This window comes from Stutzerimonas decontaminans (assembly GCF_000661915.1).
Taxonomy (GTDB): Bacteria; Pseudomonadota; Gammaproteobacteria; order Pseudomonadales; family Pseudomonadaceae; genus Stutzerimonas; species Stutzerimonas decontaminans.
In genome coordinates, this window is the sequence record NZ_CP007509.1 from 650053 (window position 1) to 666619 (window position 16567).

Annotated in this window: 11 protein-coding genes; 5 read left to right on the forward strand and 6 right to left on the reverse strand. The window is 63.0% G+C overall.

The annotated features are described in order from the left end of the window. Nucleotides 1-48: 48 nt before the first annotated feature. Complete coding sequence (locus UIB01_RS02940; protein WP_038656712.1) at nucleotides 49-2328, forward strand: YgiQ family radical SAM protein; 2280 nt, start codon at nucleotides 49-51, stop codon at nucleotides 2326-2328. A 55-nt stretch (nucleotides 2329-2383) separates the two neighbouring features. Here the strand turns inward: UIB01_RS02940 and UIB01_RS02945 are convergent, their stop codons facing one another. Both UIB01_RS02945 and UIB01_RS02950 read right to left on the reverse strand, forming a co-directional pair. Continuing rightward, nucleotides 2384-4345 carry a methyl-accepting chemotaxis protein gene (locus UIB01_RS02945; protein ID WP_038656714.1) on the reverse strand — a complete coding sequence of 654 codons (1962 nt, stop codon included), beginning with the start codon at nucleotides 4343-4345 and terminating at the stop codon, nucleotides 2384-2386. 147 nt (nucleotides 4346-4492) lie between these two features. After that, nucleotides 4493-6088: a response regulator gene (locus UIB01_RS02950; RefSeq protein WP_038656716.1), complete on the reverse strand. Its 1596-nt coding sequence runs from the start codon at nucleotides 6086-6088 to the stop codon at nucleotides 4493-4495. A gap of 217 nt (nucleotides 6089-6305) precedes the next feature. On the opposite strand from UIB01_RS02950, the gene UIB01_RS02955 reads away from it, so the two are divergent. Further along, nucleotides 6306-7364, forward strand: a complete 1059-nt coding sequence (locus tag UIB01_RS02955) for a DUF2333 family protein (RefSeq protein ID WP_038656718.1) — start codon at nucleotides 6306-6308, stop codon at nucleotides 7362-7364. A gap of 41 nt (nucleotides 7365-7405) precedes the next feature. On the opposite strand, the gene UIB01_RS02960 is transcribed toward UIB01_RS02955, so the two are convergent. The 4 genes from UIB01_RS02960 to UIB01_RS02975 form a co-directional block, all read right to left on the reverse strand. Beyond that, nucleotides 7406-8743: a sigma-54-dependent transcriptional regulator gene (locus UIB01_RS02960; RefSeq protein ID WP_038656721.1), complete on the reverse strand. Its 1338-nt coding sequence runs from the start codon at nucleotides 8741-8743 to the stop codon at nucleotides 7406-7408. A 131-nt stretch (nucleotides 8744-8874) separates the two neighbouring features. After that, the gene (locus tag UIB01_RS02965) at nucleotides 8875-10467 is read right to left on the reverse strand and encodes a sensor histidine kinase (protein WP_038656723.1); all 1593 of its coding nucleotides are present in this window, start codon (nucleotides 10465-10467) and stop codon (nucleotides 8875-8877) included. After that, a complete protein-coding gene (locus tag UIB01_RS02970; RefSeq protein WP_038656725.1) occupies nucleotides 10457-10690 on the reverse strand; it encodes a PP0621 family protein in 234 nt (77 codons plus the stop codon). The genes UIB01_RS02965 and UIB01_RS02970 overlap by 11 nt, the downstream gene beginning before the upstream one ends. Nucleotides 10691-10810: 120 nt before the next feature. Further along, nucleotides 10811-11800: an outer membrane protein assembly factor BamD gene (locus tag UIB01_RS02975; RefSeq protein WP_038656727.1), complete on the reverse strand. Its 990-nt coding sequence runs from the start codon at nucleotides 11798-11800 to the stop codon at nucleotides 10811-10813. A 205-nt stretch (nucleotides 11801-12005) separates the two neighbouring features. Here UIB01_RS02975 and rluD point away from each other — a divergent pair, with 205 nt between their 5' ends. The 3 genes from rluD to clpB all read left to right on the forward strand — a co-directional run bounded on the left by rluD (nucleotide 12006) and on the right by clpB (nucleotide 16452). After that, complete coding sequence (gene rluD, locus UIB01_RS02980; protein ID WP_038656729.1) at nucleotides 12006-12980, forward strand: 23S rRNA pseudouridine(1911/1915/1917) synthase RluD; 975 nt, start codon at nucleotides 12006-12008, stop codon at nucleotides 12978-12980. Further along, on the forward strand, nucleotides 12977-13711 hold the full coding sequence (pgeF, locus tag UIB01_RS02985; RefSeq protein WP_038656731.1) for a peptidoglycan editing factor PgeF: 735 nt from the start codon (nucleotides 12977-12979) through the stop codon (nucleotides 13709-13711). The genes rluD and pgeF overlap by 4 nt, the downstream gene beginning before the upstream one ends. Nucleotides 13712-13887: 176 nt before the next feature. After that, nucleotides 13888-16452 carry an ATP-dependent chaperone ClpB gene (gene clpB / locus UIB01_RS02990; RefSeq protein ID WP_038656733.1) on the forward strand — a complete coding sequence of 855 codons (2565 nt, stop codon included), beginning with the start codon at nucleotides 13888-13890 and terminating at the stop codon, nucleotides 16450-16452. The last annotated feature ends 115 nt before the right edge of the window (nucleotides 16453-16567 follow it).

Genomic DNA, 16567 nt, shown 5'->3' on the forward strand with positions numbered 1-16567 from the left:
TTTTTGTGCTATATTCCGCGCCCGTTTTCGTTGTCCCGGTTTCCCGCCATGCATGCCGTCAAGCCATTGTTCGACTATCCCAAGTACTGGGCCGAGTGTTTCGGTCCGGCGCCGTTCCTGCCGATGAGCAGGGAGGAGATGGATCAGCTCGGCTGGGATTCCTGCGACATCATCATCGTCACCGGTGATGCCTACGTCGATCATCCGTCCTTCGGTATGGCGATCATTGGTCGTTTGCTCGAAGCACAGGGCTTTCGCGTCGGCATCATCAGCCAGCCCGACTGGCAGAGCAAAGACGACTTCATGAAGCTCGGCGAGCCGAATCTGTTCTTCGGTGTCGCCGCCGGCAACATGGACTCGATGATCAATCGCTACACGGCCGACCGCAAGGTGCGTTCCGATGACGCCTATACCCCAGGTGGCCTGCCCGGCAAGCGGCCGGATCGCGCCAGCCTGGTCTACAGCCAGCGCTGCAAGGAAGCCTACAAGCATGTGCCGGTGGTGCTCGGCGGCATCGAGGCTTCGCTGCGCCGCATCGCTCATTACGACTACTGGTCGGACAAGGTGCGCCGCTCGATCCTGATGGACGCCACCGCGGACGTCCTGCTTTATGGCAACGCCGAGCGCGCCATCGTTGAGGTGGCGCAGCGCCTGGCGCGCGGCGAGCCAATCGAGGCGATCACTGATGTGCGCGGCACCGCATTCATTCGCAAGGACACACCCGAAGGCTGGTTCGAGATCGACTCCACGCGCATCGACCGCCCGGGCAAGATCGACAAGATCATCAACCCGTACGTCAATACACAGGACCTGTCCGCCTGCGCCATCGAGAAGGAAAAGGGGGCGCAGGATGATCCGAACGAGGCCAAGCCGGTGGAGCTGCTGCCGCACCCGAAGCTCGAGCGTGACCGCACGGTGATCCGTCTGCCGTCGTTCGAGAAGGTGCGCAACGATCCGGCGCTGTATGCCCACGCCAATCGCGTGCTGCATCTGGAAACCAACCCTGGCAACGCCCGCGCGCTGGTACAGCGCCACGATGATCGCGAGCTGTGGCTCAATCCGCCGCCGATTCCGCTGACCACCGAGGAAATGGATTACGTGTTCGCCGCGCCCTACGCGCGCGTGCCGCATCCGGCCTACAACGGCGCGAAGATTCCCGCCTACGAGATGATCCGCTTCTCGGTGAACATCATGCGCGGCTGCTTCGGCGGTTGTACCTTCTGCTCGATCACCGAGCATGAGGGGCGCATCATCCAGAGCCGTTCCCACGAGTCGATCCTGCACGAGATCGAGGAGATGAAGAACGTACCGGGCTTTACCGGCGTGGTTTCCGACCTCGGTGGACCGACCGCCAACATGTATCGCCTGGCCTGCAAGAGCCATGAGATCGAGAAGCACTGCCGCAAGCCGTCCTGCGTCTTCCCGGGCATCTGCGAGAACCTCGATACCGACCACAGCTCGTTGATCGAGCTGTACCGCAAGGCACGTGCACTGCCGGGCGTGAAGAAGATCCTGATCGCCTCCGGCCTGCGCTACGACCTTGCCGTGGAGTCGCCGGAGTACGTCAAGGAGCTGGTCACCCACCACGTCGGCGGCTACCTGAAGATTGCCCCGGAGCACACCGAGCGTGGCCCGCTGGACAAGATGATGAAGCCGGGCATCGGCAGCTACGATCGATTCAAGCGGATGTTCGAGAAGTACTCGAAGGAAGCGGGCAAGGAGCAATACCTGATCCCGTACTTCATCGCGGCGCACCCTGGCACCACCGACGAAGACATGATGAACCTCGCGTTGTGGCTGAAGGCCAACGGTTTCCGCGCTGACCAGGTGCAGGCGTTCTATCCATCGCCGATGGCCTCGGCGACGGCGATGTACCACACCGGCAAGAACCCGCTGCGCAAGGTGACCTACAAGAGCGAAGGCGTCACCGTGGTCAAGAGCGAGGAGCAGCGGCGCCTGCACAAGGCCTTCCTGCGCTATCACGATCCCAAGGGCTGGCCGTTGCTGCGTGAGGCGCTGATTCGCATGGGGCGCGCCGATCTGATCGGCAACGGCAAGCATCAGCTGATCCCGGCGCATCAGCCGGCGGTGGACGGCTATCAGAGCGCGCGGCGCAAGAACTCGACGCCGGTCGGCAGCAAGAAGGCCGGGCAGGGCGGCAAGATCCTTACCCAGCACAGCGGCCTGCCGCCACGCAGCCATGACGGCAACGCCTGGGACAAGCGCGAGCAGGCCAAGGCCGCGGCCGAGGCCCGGCGCAAGGCGGAAAAGAGCGGCAAGCCGGCGGGCAAGGGTGGCAAGCCGCAACGTCCGGTCGCACCCCGCTAGCGGTAGGGAGGCTTGCCGGCATAAGGAAACGGAGCGCCAGGCTCCGTTTTCTTTTTCAGAACCTGAACGCCTGGGTCGCCCGATCCAGTTCGCTGCCCAGCTGCAGCATCTGCGCACTTTGCTCGCGTCCCCGGCTGATATGGCTCAGGTTGGCGTCGCCGAGCTGGTGGATGCGTTCACTGTGTCCGCGAATCTCGCCTACCGCTTCGCCCTGCTGGGCGGTCGCCTGGGCGATCTGTTCGGCCATGCGGCTGATGGTGGCGATGGTCGAGACGATATCGTCCAGTGCCTGATCGGCACTCTGCGCCAGGTTAGCCGTGCTTTGCGCATGCTCGACCTGGCTGCGCATAGCCTCCACCGACTGCCGTGCGGCCTGCTGCAGGCGACCGATCAGCTGCTGGATTTCCTCGGTGGCACCGCTGGTGCGCTGGGCCAGTGAGCGTACTTCGTCGGCCACCACGGCGAACCCGCGTCCATGACCGCCAGCGCGGGCCGCCTCGATGGCGGCGTTCAGGGCGAGCAGGTTGGTCTGCTCGGCAATGGCGCGGATCACCGTCAGCACGTTGCCGATGGTCGTGGTCTCGTCGGCCAGACGTTCGATGGCCGCCGCATTGTCCTGCACCTCGCTGACCAGCCCATGCAGGCCGGTCAGGCTCTGGCCGATCACCTGCTGGCCATGATGGACCGCGCGTGCTGCGGCGCGACTAGCCTCGGCGGCTTCCCCTGCACCATCGGCGACCTGCTGGATGGTGGCCTCCAGTTCGCCTAGCGAATCGCGGATTTGCGCAGTATCGCCCGTTTGGCGCTGGGCGCCTTCGTGCAGATCGCTGCTCATTTCGTCGAGGCTGCGGCTGCTGGCGGCAACCTGGGTCGCCTGCTGGCGCAGGGTACCGACCAGGTCCAGCAGGTAGCTGCGCAGGCGATTGAGCGAGCTTTCGATATCGGCGATCTCGCGGATCTTCGACTCGATCCGCGCATCGCTGGCGAAGTCGCCCTCGGCCCAAGCCGATAGCGCCGGCACGAGTTGGCCGAGGGTGCGGGTGAGTTGGCGCTGCAGGCGGTCGATGGCCAGGGCAATGAGCAGAATCAGGGCGATGATGCCGCCCTGCAGCAGGCGCACCTCGGCCTGGATACGGCCATGCTCCGCACGCACGATTGGCTCCAGCTCGGCAAGCGCCTGCTGCACTGCATCGATCTTACGAACGCTGCTTTCCAGCAGTTCGCTGCGTTGGCCTATCAGCTGACGGGTGCGCTGCAGTTCGGCCGGGTAGCGCTTGATCAGACTGGCGAACTCGCGTTTGAGCGCGATGCCTCGGTCTTCGCTGGCTTGCTTCCCAGCATCGCCGAGGTCGAGCAGCGCGGCGAAACTGCTCGCGGCCGACTGGTCGGCGGCCAATATGCCGAGCAGGGGCAAGGCGTCCAGCTTCGCTGCGGCCTGTTCGAGCTGGTGCAACGTCTTCTCGACGTCGCTGGCGAGCTCGTCCCGGCCGGATGCGACCAGTTTTCCCCGTGCGTGGCTGAGTCGAAGCAGTTGCTGCCCAGCCGTGAATAGCGGCGGCTGATAAAGCTGCGCGCCAGGATGATCGGATTGAGCCCGGTAGTCGTCGAGTTGCGCCAGCGCTCCGGACATTTCGCGCTCCGCCTGCAGCAGCAGTCCCTGCGGATCACCGGCCAGCTTACCCGCGGCGAGCAGATCATCGGCGGTGAAGCGGATCAAATCTTCCAAACTCGGGCGCAGCCTTTCCGTGAGGTCGGCCGGCAGCTCGGTGATGCCGTTCTGCAGGTCGGTGAGTGCCTGTTGCGCCTGGCTGTGGCGCAGTGCGTCACCCGTGGCGAGATAGCCATGGATGTTTTCCGCGGCATGGTGCTGGAACTGCTGAGAGAGCGCGAGATAACGCGCCATCAGCAGATACGGGCGCTCCATGGCGCGCTCGGACCACCAGAGCGTGACGCCAAGCGCCAGACAGACTGCAATTAGCAGCATTGTATTGAGAGTGGTGAGCGACTTCAGGCGCATCCTCGCCTCGCAGAACAGATCAAGAGGCCTGCAAGGTATGGCAGTTTGATGTCATTTGCGTTACAGCTGGCGGGTCTCCCGAGGCTGCGCTGCAGCGATCGGGATGAAAACGGCGCGTCCGGCCCAGGCGGTGAGGTGGGTCGCGGGTCAGTAGCGCTCGACGCGGTTGCGGCCGCCGTGCTTGGCGCGATAGAGCGCCTCGTCGGCTTGCTGGGTGAGTGTCTTGACCTCGGCATCGCCTGTCAGCTCGGTGATGCCGCAGCTGAAGGTGCAGCTCAGATCCTGCGGCTGGGCCGGGAAGCGAATCTCGGCGAAGCGTTGACGGATCTCGTTCAGCACCTTGCAGGCCGCTTCTGCCGGCGTGTCAGGCAACACCACGGCGAACTCTTCGCCGCCGTAGCGGCCGATGTGGTCAGTCTTGCGCAGACGCTGTTTAAGGAACAGCGCCAGGCTCTTGATGACCCGGTCGCCCATGGGGTGGCCGAAGGTGTCGTTGACCTGCTTGAAGTGGTCGATGTCCAGCATGGCGAAGCTCAGCGGGCGGTTGTCGCGCCGCGCGCGGAAGCGGGCGTCCTCGAGCAGCTGCAGGCTGTGGGTGTGGTTGTAAAGGCCGGTCAGGCTGTCGCGTACGATACGTGCCTTCAGGCTCCTGGCGCGGGTTGCGCGGGTGCGCACGGTAGCGATCAGATGGCTGGGCTTGATCGGTTTGGTGAGGAAGTCATCGCCGCCTTCGCCCATTGCGTCGAGCTGCTTGTCCAGGTCGTCCTCAGCGGAGAGATAAATGATCGGCACGCTGACGTAGCGCTCGTGCTGGCGAATCACCTTTGCCAGCTCGGTGCCCAGGCACTCGGGCATGTACATGTCGAGGATGATCAGGTCCGGTTGAAACTCGGCCAGCACGCCGATGGCCTGGATCGGTTCTATCAGGGTCTGGGTCACGATGCCGGCATTGTTCAGCACGCGCTCGGTGTGGGTGGCCTGGGCGCGGGAGTCGTCGATGATCAGGACGCGGATTGGCTCGTAGTGCGCCGTTCGGGTGAAGATCTCGATCTTTTCCAGCAGGCTGCTGGCATCCAGTGTGCCGGTGAAGAACTCCAGACCACCTGCGCGTACGGCGGCCAGGCGGGTGGGGGTGTCGGTTTCGGCGTGACTGAAGAACAGCATCGGCAGTTTCGGTTCGAGTCCTTGCTGCACCTGCTCGGCCAGGCGCAGCCCCTCGCCCGGTCCGTTGAAATCCACATCCATGACAATGGCGGCAGGATGGCGACGGTGCATCGCCGTGCGGAACGCGGCAACGTCGCTGAATGCTTGCGCGGACATGCTGAAAAAGTCCAGCTGGCGTACCAGGTGTTCCGCGCGTTGCGGATCCTGCAGGGCGATGTACACCGGCTTGCTCAGTGGCGGCAGAAAGGACTGGTTGTGTGGATCGCTGTGCCGCAGGCCAGTGCGCGCGAGGCGGTAGATCAGCTGGCTGAGTGTCGAGATCGTGCTGCTCGAAAGACGGCCGCGGTTATCGCGGATATCGCCCAGGCAGTCCTCGATGTTAAGTGCCAGCTCGCTGTGCTCGGTTTGCTCGAAGCGGTCGGCGAAGCGGCGAAGGCGAGTGGTCGCTTCAGTGAGGGCCGCATGGTGATCCCCGTTCCATTCGCTGCGTTGCAGTTGCTGCCAAACCTCAAGCACTTCGCGTGCCTGGTGGATGACCCGCTGGGCGAAATGCTGCTTGAGTTCTTCCTGATCCGACATCTCGATCTTCCTGGTGCGCCAGGTGCGCTGCCCTGGTGCTTTATAATGGCGACATGCTATCACCACGTGGGTGCTTTGAAAGTGCGCCGGCGCGGTAGTAGTTCTCAATTTGGCACTGAGCTGGTTGAGGTGGTGCGTTATAGTGAAGGCATCTCATCGCAACGTCTCTGACGCCATGCGGTCGAACTCCTGAACTCGCGAGAAGGACACACTGCCCATGTTGGACTGGAAGAATCGTTTCGCTCGACTTGGCCGCTCGAATGGCTCTGCCGGGGCGACCGGTCATCGCGCAGGCAGCCCGCTTCTGCTGATTCTTGTCGGCCTGCTGGGTGTTTATCTGCTGGTGACGCTGCTGGTAGGTTGGTACTGGAGCCGCGAGCCCGATATGTTTCCGGTTCAACAGCACACCCGTCAGGCAGCTGAAGCATCGCAGCGCCAGCTGGTCAGTGGCTATACGACAGTGGAAACGCTCAAGCGTGTGGCCACTACGCTGCTGGATAAACCGGGCGGTTATCTGAGCAACGATATAGCGCCACCTGGCCTTTGGCTGGACAACATGCCCAGCTGGGAATATGGCGTGCTGGTGCAGGTTCGCGACCTTGCCCGGGCGCTACGCAAGGATTTTGCCCGTTCGCAATCGCAGTCCACTGAAGATCCGGACTTGGCCAAGGCCGAACCGCTATTCAACTTCGATAATCGCAGTTGGGCGCTGCCGGCGTCCGAGTCCGAGTACCGCAACGCAATCCGTGGCCTGGATCGATATCTGGCGCGCCTCAGCGATCCGGAGCCCAAGGCGCTGTTCTACACTCGCGCCGACAACCTGAACAATTGGCTCGGCGATGCAGCGACCCGTCTGGGTTCGCTGTCACAGCGCCTGTCGGCCAGCGTTGGTCGGGTTCGCTTGGACACCGATATCGCACCTGAGCAGGAGCGTGCAGGCATCGTTCCGCAGGTCAAGGAGCGGGTTGTGGAAACGCCTTGGATGCAGATCGACAATGTGTTTTTCGAGGCGCGCGGCCAGGCTTGGGCACTGTCCCACCTGCTGCGGGCGATCGAGGTGGACTTTGCCGATGTGCTGGCGAAGAAGAATGCGACGATCAGTGTTCGGCAGATCATTCGTGAGCTGGAGGCGGCACAGGAGCCGCTGTGGAGTCCGATGGTACTCAATGGCAGTGGCTACGGCGTGCTGGCCAACCACTCGCTGGTGATGGCCAACTACATTTCCCGCGCCAACGCGGCGATCATCGATCTGCGCAATCTGCTGTCGCAGGGGTAGTTGGGCAGGTACTGATTGGCGACGAGCTCTAGGGCCGTCGCTCAATCCAGGCCGAGTTTCTTCAATCGGTAGCGCATCGAACGGAAAGTCAGACCGAGGCGCTGGGCCGCTGCGGTGCGGTTCCAGCGCGTTTCCTCCAGCGCCTGCATGATCAGTTTGCGTTCGATCTCTTCCAGATGGTCTTCCAGGTTGTCGATCTGGGCCAGGCTGGCCTCGCCGTTTTCCGAAAGGCCCGGGCTGTCGGCAAGGCGCAAATCGCCAGCCTTGATCTCGTCCCCATCGCAGAGCGTATAGGCGCGCTCAAGCATGTTCTCCAGTTCGCGTACGTTCCCCGGAAAACGATAATTCTCCAGCTTGGCCAAGGCATCCGGATGCAGCCTGGCGATGCTGTCGCCACATTCCTGGGCCAGCCGACGGAGCATGGCATCGGCCAGCAGGCCGATATCCTCGCGCCGCTCGCGCAGCGGCGGCACGCGCAGCTCGATGACGTTCAGTCGGTAGTAAAGATCCTGACGGAAGCGGCCCGCCGCGACCTCGGCGGCCAGATCTTTGTGGGTCGCGCAGAGGATGCGTACATCGACCATCACCTCTTGTGCGCCGCCCACCGCACGGACGGCTTTCTCCTGAATGGCGCGCAGCAGCTTGACCTGCATCGGCAGCGGCAGATCCGCTACTTCATCGAGAAACAGGGTGCCGCCATTGGCAGCCTGGAACAGACCCGGCTTGTCCTCGATAGCTCCACTGAAGCTACCCTTCTTGTGGCCAAAGAATTCGCTTTCCATTAGCTCTGAAGGTATCGCACCGCAGTTGACTGGCACGAATGGCTTTTCATTGCGTGGGCCCTGCTCGTGGATCAGCCGGGCAACCAGCTCCTTGCCGCTGCCGGACTCACCGCTGATGTACACCGGTGCCTGACTGCGGGCGAGCTTGCCAATCTGTTTGCGCAAGACCTTCATCGGCGGCGAGCTGCCCAGCAGCCGACTGTCTACCGGCGCCTCCGCGACCGGGGCGCGCAGACGCAACGCCGTGGCGACCAGCTCACGCAGACGATTGAGGTCTACTGGTTTAGTGAGAAAGTCGAATGCGCCTGCCTTGAGCGCGCCGATCGCGGTGTCCAGGCTACCGTACGCGGTGATCATCGCCACCGGCAGCTGCGGGTGCTGCTGCTGGATGTACTGCACCAGCTCCAAGCCGCTGCCATCGGGCAGGCGCATATCGGTCAGGCACAGGTCGTACTGCTCGCGGGCCAGGCATTCGCGTGCTTCTTTGAGGTTGCGCGCGCTGCGGGTATCGAGCTTCATGCGGCCAAGGGTGATTTCCAGCAGCTCGCGGATATCCGGCTCGTCATCGATGATCAGTGCTTTCTGGCGCGCGGTCATGGTCCTGCTCTTGATTCGTGAAGCGGGTGTCGCCGCGAATGCGGCAGGCGAGCATGGTAACTCTTAGGCGGCCGCCGTGGCTGTCGCTTTGGTCGATGTGTGATGCGTTGCCGGCAACCATCCTGCGCGGTTCAGCTCAGCTTGCGCGGGTGAGCGAAGACGATGCGGAAGCAGCTGCCGCCCTCGGGTCGTTCGCGATAATCCAGGCGCGCCTGATTGCTCTCGCACAGCTCGCGGGAGATATACAGCCCCAGGCCGGTGCCCTTGCTCTCGGTGGTGAAGAAAGGCTCGAAGACGTTATGCAGTTGCTCGGCGGCAATGCCCGGGCCGTCGTCGAGCACTTCTACGATGGGCAGGTCGCTGGCTTCCTCACGAAACAGCCGCAGCCAGACCTGGGCTCGCTCGTGTTGTTGGCCGCTGTAGCGCAGGCCGTTTTGCACCAGGTTGGTGAGCACCTGGGTCAGCTGATTGGGGTCCATGCGGGTCTGCAGCGAACTACCGACGGTCTCTAGGTGCACCGTCTGCTGCGCGCTGAGCCCCTGACGGTACTCGCTCACAAAACGGTGCAGCCAGTACTTGAGATCCAGTAGCTGTGGCTCGGCCTGACGCCGCCGCGAGAGCTGCAGGACGTTTTCGATCACCAGATTCATGCGCCGCGAATGATCCTGAATGATCTGCGCCAGACGGCGGTCCGCGCTGTCCAGCTCGTCGGATTCATGGAGCAACTGCGCAGCATGGCTGATGGCGCCCAACGGATTGCGGATCTCATGGGCGATGCTGGCGGTGAGTCGACCGAGGGAGGCGAGCTTGAGCTGCTGCGCCTTCTGCGCGATCTGTGAGGTGTCTTCGAGGAATACCAGCGTGTCCAGTTTGTTGCCATGCTGCAGCGCGGCGAAGCTTGGCTGTAGCGTCGGTCCGCCTGGTATAGCCTTGAGATTCTGCGGGCGCAGGGTAGGGTTGTTGCGCCACTGCTGCAGGGCCTTGAGCAGCTCCGGGCAGCGCGGCGCCAAGCGTTCGCCAGTCAGTGAGTCCTGGCCGAGCAACTGCAATGCGCCTTGGTTGGCGAGCAGTACGCGCTCTTGCGGGTCCAAAACCATGATGCCGGTGCGCATGCGCTGCAGGATCAACGCGTTAAGCGCCTCGAGATTGGCTACCTCCTCTGCGCGCTGCCGCGCCAATGTTTCGCTGAACTGCAGGCGCCGGGCCAGACCTTGCACCAGAAACGCCGCAGCAAAGCATAGCGTACCGAGAGCGCTGGCTTGAACGTACTGGGAGCTGGCTTCAGGGCGACTGATGCTGAGATAGAAGGTCAGATAGATCAGGCCTGTCGCCGCGACTGCCGCGATGAAGAAACCTACTCTGCCGCGCAGCAAGATGTTGGCGATGGCTACGGCCACGATCAGCAGGTTGCCGATACCGCTTGGGGTGCCGCCGCCGAAGTAGAACAGCGCCGACAGCAGAATCACGTCCATTAGCGCAAGGCCAAGGACGGGCAGGTCACGCTCCGGGCTCTGAACGAGCACGGCGACCAGGATATTAAGAATTAGGTAGAGCCAGGCGCCATATTGGAACAGCTGCGGATTGCTCATCTGCAGCAGGTCGTTATGCAGGTCGGCGCTGATCAGTAACACCAGCGCCAGGCCGATGGTCAGGCGATAGAGGTGATACAGGCGAAGGATTCGCCGCCCTTGATCGCCGAAGAAGGTGAGGTTTTCAGCGCCCACCAGCGTTGCTGTCCTGCTCCAGGTGAGCCCTGCTGCAATACCAGCGGTCCTGCGACTGCAGCGCCTGGTCCTGTGGCACGTGGACGCCGCATTGGGCGCAACGGACCATCGGCAGGGTGGTCTGTTGCGGCTTTGCGGAAGTCCTCTTTTGCGACAGGCGACGCCAGAGCCAGAATGCGGCGGCGATCAGCGCGACCCAGATGAGCAGGCGAAACAGACCCATAACGATTCCTTCCCGATTAAGCGTGGCGACCGTTGATCGGTCGAGCCAGAGCCTGTCCTGGCCCTTGGTGGCGCAGGCGCCGTGCGGTGTGTGCGTCGCTGCGGCGCCAGCTCAGTGCATTCAGTCGAACAGGCCGAAGGTCAGGCGGCTCCACCAGGAGCGCTTCTGTTCCTGCTGCTCCGCTTCCTTGAGCACCGGGCGCAGCTCTTCAGGCAGATCGCGCGACGCATTCTCGTACTGGCGCAGTACGTCGCGGTTGGCGCGGGAGGTGTCCGGGCGCGGCGCTTCGCCTTCAATGAAGCCGAGGGTTGCCTTGCTCAGCCAGCTGCGGTTGTCGTCTTCGCGCTCGATTGGCGTGAACTTGCCGCCTTCCAGAGTTGCATGGTCTGGATAGTTGAGCTGCAGGGTCTTCAGGCTGGTGTCGGCCAGGTCGTCGAGACCCAGGCGCTGGTAGGCCTCGGTCATCACGGCCAGACCGTCTGCCACGGCCGGCGTGCCCTGGAAGTTCTCCACCACATAACGGCCACGGTTGGCGGCGGCGACATACGCCTGGCGCTTGAGGTAGTAGTGGGCGACGTGGATTTCGTTGGCCGCCAGCAGGTTGCGCAGGTAGATCATGCGCGCCTTGGCATCTGGCGAGTACCGGCTGTTCGGGTAGCGGCTGGTGAGCTGGGCGAACTCGTTGAAAGAGTCGCGCGCGGCACCCGGGTCGCGCTTGGTCATGTCCAGCGGCAGGAAGCGTGCAAGCAGGCCGCGGTCCTGATCGAAGGAAGCTAGACCCTTCAGGTAGTAGGCGTAGTCGACGTTCGGATGCTGCGGATGCAGGCGGATGAAACGCTCGGCCGCCGAGCGTGCGGCTTCCGGCTCGACGTTGCGGTAATAGGCGTAGATCAGCTCGAGTTGCGCTTGTTCGGCGAAGCGACCGAACGGGTAGCGCGACTCCAGGGCCTTGAGCTTGCTGATGGCGCTGGTGTAGCTCTTGTTGTCCAGGTCGGCCTGTGCTTGCTGGTACAGCTCGACTTCACCCAGGTTTTCGTCGACGGTTTCGTTGGATGAACAGGCGGCGGTGAGGGCGAGAATGGCGATCAGCAGCAGGTGTTTCACTTGCATGGCGGCTTGCGTCCCTGTGACGGCTGGCTGTCTCGCGCGGAGCCGTCCTGTTATGATGAGCGCCCCGGTGCGCCGGGACAAAGACGCCGTATTTAAACACAAGCGTGTAGCCGAAACCAAAGGCCGCTCCGCCATCTGCGGTCCCCGGGTTCATCCATCACCAGTGGATGTCACCTGCCTCTCTCAGACGAACCTATCTCGCCGTATGTCCACGACTTCCACACAGGCCATCCAACTCCGTGCCGAGGTGCCGTTTGACCTTGGCGGGCAGCGTCTCGACCAGGTCGCGGCGCAGCTCTTTTCCGAGCACTCGCGCTCGCGTCTCTCCGCCTGGATCAAGGATGGTCTACTTACCGTAGATGGTGCCGTGCTGCGCCCCCGCGACACCGTGCATGCGGGCGCCGTCCTCGAATTGAATGCCGAACAGCAGGCGCAGGGCGAATGGGTGGCGCAGGACATTCCGCTCGAGATCGTCTATGAGGACGATCAGATCCTGGTGATCGACAAGCCCGCCGGGCTGGTTGTGCACCCTGCTGCCGGCCATGCCGACGGCACGTTGCTCAATGCACTGCTGCATCACGTTCCTGATCTGATAAACGTGCCGCGTGCCGGCATTGTCCATCGGCTGGACAAGGACACCACCGGCCTGATGGTGGTCGCCAAAACGCTGCAGGCGCAGACCCGCCTGGTCGAGCAGCTGCAGGCGCGCAGTGTCAGTCGCATCTACGAGGCGATCGTCATCGGCGTGATCATCACCGGTGGCACGATCGATGCGCCGATCGGTCGGCACGGCCAGCAGCGTCAGCGCATGGCAGTGGTGGAGGGCGGCAAGCCGGCGGTCAGTCACTACCGTGTGCTAGAGCGGTTCCGCTCGCACACCCATGTCAGGGTCAAGCTGGAAACCGGGCGCACTCACCAGATTCGTGTGCACATGACCCATCTCGGTTACCCGCTGGTCGGTGACCCGCTGTATGCCGGGCGCTTCCGCATTCCGCCGGCGGCGAATCCGACGCTGGTGCAGACATTGCGCGAGTTCCCGCGGCAGGCGCTGCATGCGCGCTTCCTCGAACTCGATCATCCGGTGACCGGGCAGAGGATAAAATGGGAGTCGCCGCTGCCGGACGACTTCGTCTGGTTGCTGACCCTGCTGCAACAGGATCGCGAGGCCTTCGTCGGGTGAGCGCCTGGGGCGAGGATTGGCTCGTACCCGAGTGGCCCGCCCCGGCAGGCGTCCATGCCTGTGTGACCACGCGGCGAGGCGGTATCAGTGTCGCGCCGTTCGACAGTTTCAATCTGGGCGATCATGTCGGTGACGAGCCGGCGGCGGTTGCCTGGAATCGGCAGCATCTTCAAGAAGTGCTCGGGTGCAATCCTGTCTGGCTGGAGCAAGTGCATTCGAGTATTGCTGTCCGTGCCACATCTGGAAGCCGCGAGACTGCCGATGCCAGTTGGAGCGAGACGCCGGGCCAGGCTTGTGCCGTGCTGACTGCGGACTGCCTGCCGGTACTGTTCTGTGATCGTGCCGGAACCCGAGTTGCCGCAGCACATGCCGGTTGGCGCGGGCTGGCTGGTGGCGTGCTCGAGGCCACGCTGGACGTTCTGTCGGTCCCTGCCGATGAAGTGTTGGTCTGGTTGGGGCCGGCGATCGGGCCGGCCGCATTCGAGGTCGGCCCAGAGGTACGCGATGCATTCCTTGCGCAGCACCCTGCAGCCGCGACGGCGTTCGTACCAAGCCACAATGCAGGGCGCTTCATGGCTGACCTCTACCAGCTGGCGCGCATCCGCCTCGCCGCTGCTGGCGTTGGCGCGGTCTATGGCGGCGGCCTGTGTACCTTTAGCGACGCGCGTTTCTACTCCTATCGTCGCGCCCCGCGCACCGGTCGTTTCGCCAGCCTGATCTGGCTGGCATGACATGCGCCGCGCTACGCGGCGTGAATTAAGCGGTGACTCTGCGGTCTTGGCATGACCTGCATCAATGTCATCTGCCTTGAATCTCCAACAATCATCCTCATCTATGCTGCATCTCGCAGGTTTCGTATATGGCGCGATTCAAGGCGTCGGCCTGCTCCACTTGAGGATGAACACCCATGCGTATCGATCGTTTGACCAGCAAGCTGCAGCTTGCACTCTCCGATGCCCAGTCCATTGCTGTCGGCCTGGATCACTCCGCCATTGAACCGCTGCACCTGATGCAGGCGTTGCTGGAGCAGCAGAGTGGCTCGATCAAGCCGTTGCTGATGCAGGTTGGCTTCGATATCAATGCTCTGCGTCAGGCGCTGACCAAGGAGCTCGATCAGCTGCCCAAGCTGCAGAATCCGACCGGCGACATGAATCTATCGCAGGATCTCGCCCGACTGCTCAATCAGGCTGATCGTCTCGCCCAGCAGAAGGGCGATCAGTACATTTCCAGCGAACTGGTGCTGCTCGCTGCGCTGGACAGCAATACCCGCCTGGGCAAGCTGCTGCTGGCCCAAGGGGTCAGCAAGAAGGCGCTGGAAAACGCCATCAACAATTTGCGCGGTGGCGATGCGGTGAACGACCCCAATGCCGAGGAGTCGCGGCAGGCGTTGGACAAGTACACCGTGGACATGACCAAGCGCGCCGAGGACGGCAAGCTTGACCCGGTGATCGGCCGCGACGACGAAATCCGTCGCACCATCCAAGTCCTGCAGCGGCGTACCAAGAACAACCCGGTGCTGATCGGCGAGCCGGGGGTCGGCAAAACCGCAATCGTCGAAGGCTTGGCGCAGCGCATCGTCAACGGCGAGGTGCCGGATGGGCTCAAGGACAAGCGCCTGCTGGCGCTGGACATGGGCTCGCTGATCGCTGGTGCGAAGTTCCGCGGCGAGTTCGAGGAGCGTCTCAAGGCCGTGCTCAATGAGCTGTCCAAGCAGGAAGGCCGCGTCATCCTGTTTATCGACGAGCTGCATACCATGGTCGGCGCGGGCAAGGCCGAAGGCGCCATGGACGCCGGCAACATGCTCAAGCCCGCCTTGGCGCGTGGCGAGCTGCACTGCGTCGGTGCTACCACGCTGGACGAGTATCGCCAGTACATTGAGAAGGATGCCGCTCTTGAACGGCGTTTCCAGAAGGTGCTGGTCGACGAGCCGAGCGAGGAAGACACCATCGCCATCCTCCGTGGTTTGAAAGAACGCTACGAGGTGCACCACGGCGTGACCATCACCGATGGCGCGATTATCGCAGCGGCCAAGCTGAGCCACCGCTATATCACCGATCGCCAGTTGCCGGACAAGGCCATCGACCTGATCGACGAGGCGGCCAGCCGCATCCGTATGGAGATCGACTCCAAGCCCGAAGAGCTCGATCGCCTGGATCGTCGTCTGATCCAGTTGAAGATCGAGCGTGAGGCGCTGAAGAAGGAGGACGACGAGGCCACCAAGAAGCGCCTGGCGAAGCTGGAGGGCGACATCGCCAAGCTGGAGCGCGAATACGCTGATCTGGAGGAAATCTGGAAGTCTGAGAAAGCCGAGGTGCAGGGCTCGGCGCAGATCCAGCAGAAGATCGAGCAGGCCAAGGCCGAGCTCGAGGCGGCGCGGCGCAAGGGCGACCTGGCGCGCATGGCCGAGCTGCAGTACGGCATCATTCCAGATCTCGAACGCAGCCTGGAGATGGTCGACCAGCACGGCAAGAAAGAGAATCAGCTGCTGCGTAACAAGGTGACCGACGAAGAAATCGCCGAGGTGGTTTCCAAGTGGACCGGCATCCCGGTGTCAAAGATGCTGGAAGGCGAGCGCGACAAGTTGCTGCGTATGGAGGACATGCTGCACACCCGTGTCATCGGCCAGCATGAAGCCGTGGTAGCCGTATCCAATGCCGTACGCCGCTCACGCGCCGGGCTGGCCGACCCGAATCGCCCAAGTGGCTCGTTCCTCTTCCTCGGCCCGACCGGGGTCGGCAAGACCGAGCTGTGCAAGGCGCTGGCCGAGTTTCTCTTCGACACCGAGGAGGCGATGATCCGCATCGACATGTCCGAGTTCATGGAGAAGCACTCTGTTGCGCGCCTGATCGGTGCGCCGCCGGGCTACGTCGGCTACGAAGAGGGTGGTTACCTGACCGAAGCGGTACGCCGTAAGCCTTATTCAGTGGTGCTCATGGACGAGGTGGAGAAGGCCCATCCGGATGTGTTCAACGTGCTGTTGCAGGTGCTTGAGGATGGCCGTCTGACCGACAGCCACGGCCGCACGGTGGACTTCAAGAACACCGTGATCGTGATGACCTCGAACCTGGGCTCGACACAGATCCAGGAGCTGGTCGGTGATCCAGATGCGCAGCGGGCAGCAGTGATGGATGCGGTGGCACATCACTTCCGCCCAGAGTTCATCAATCGCATCGACGAAGTGGTGGTGTTCGATCCGCTTGGTCGTGAGCAGATCGCTGGCATCGCCGACATTCAGCTGGGGCGTCTGCGCAAGCGTCTGGCAGAGCGCGAACTGAGCCTTGAGCTCAGCCAGGAGGCGATGGATAAGCTGATCGCCGTCGGTTACGACCCGGTCTACGGAGCGCGGCCGCTCAAGCGCGCGATTCAGCGTTGGATCGAGAACCCGCTGGCGCAGCAGATCCTCTCGGGTCAGTTCGCGCCGGGCAGCAGCGTCAAGGCTCGGGTCGAGGGCGAGCAAATCGTTTTCGATTGAGCAATGCAGTGACCCTGCGGGAGGGGAATCATCCCTGCAGGCGATGCCTGGCGGCGCAGTGTTTTCGCCGAACCGCAGGGTGAACGCAAAGTGTTGTAAGGAATCGCATTTTTAG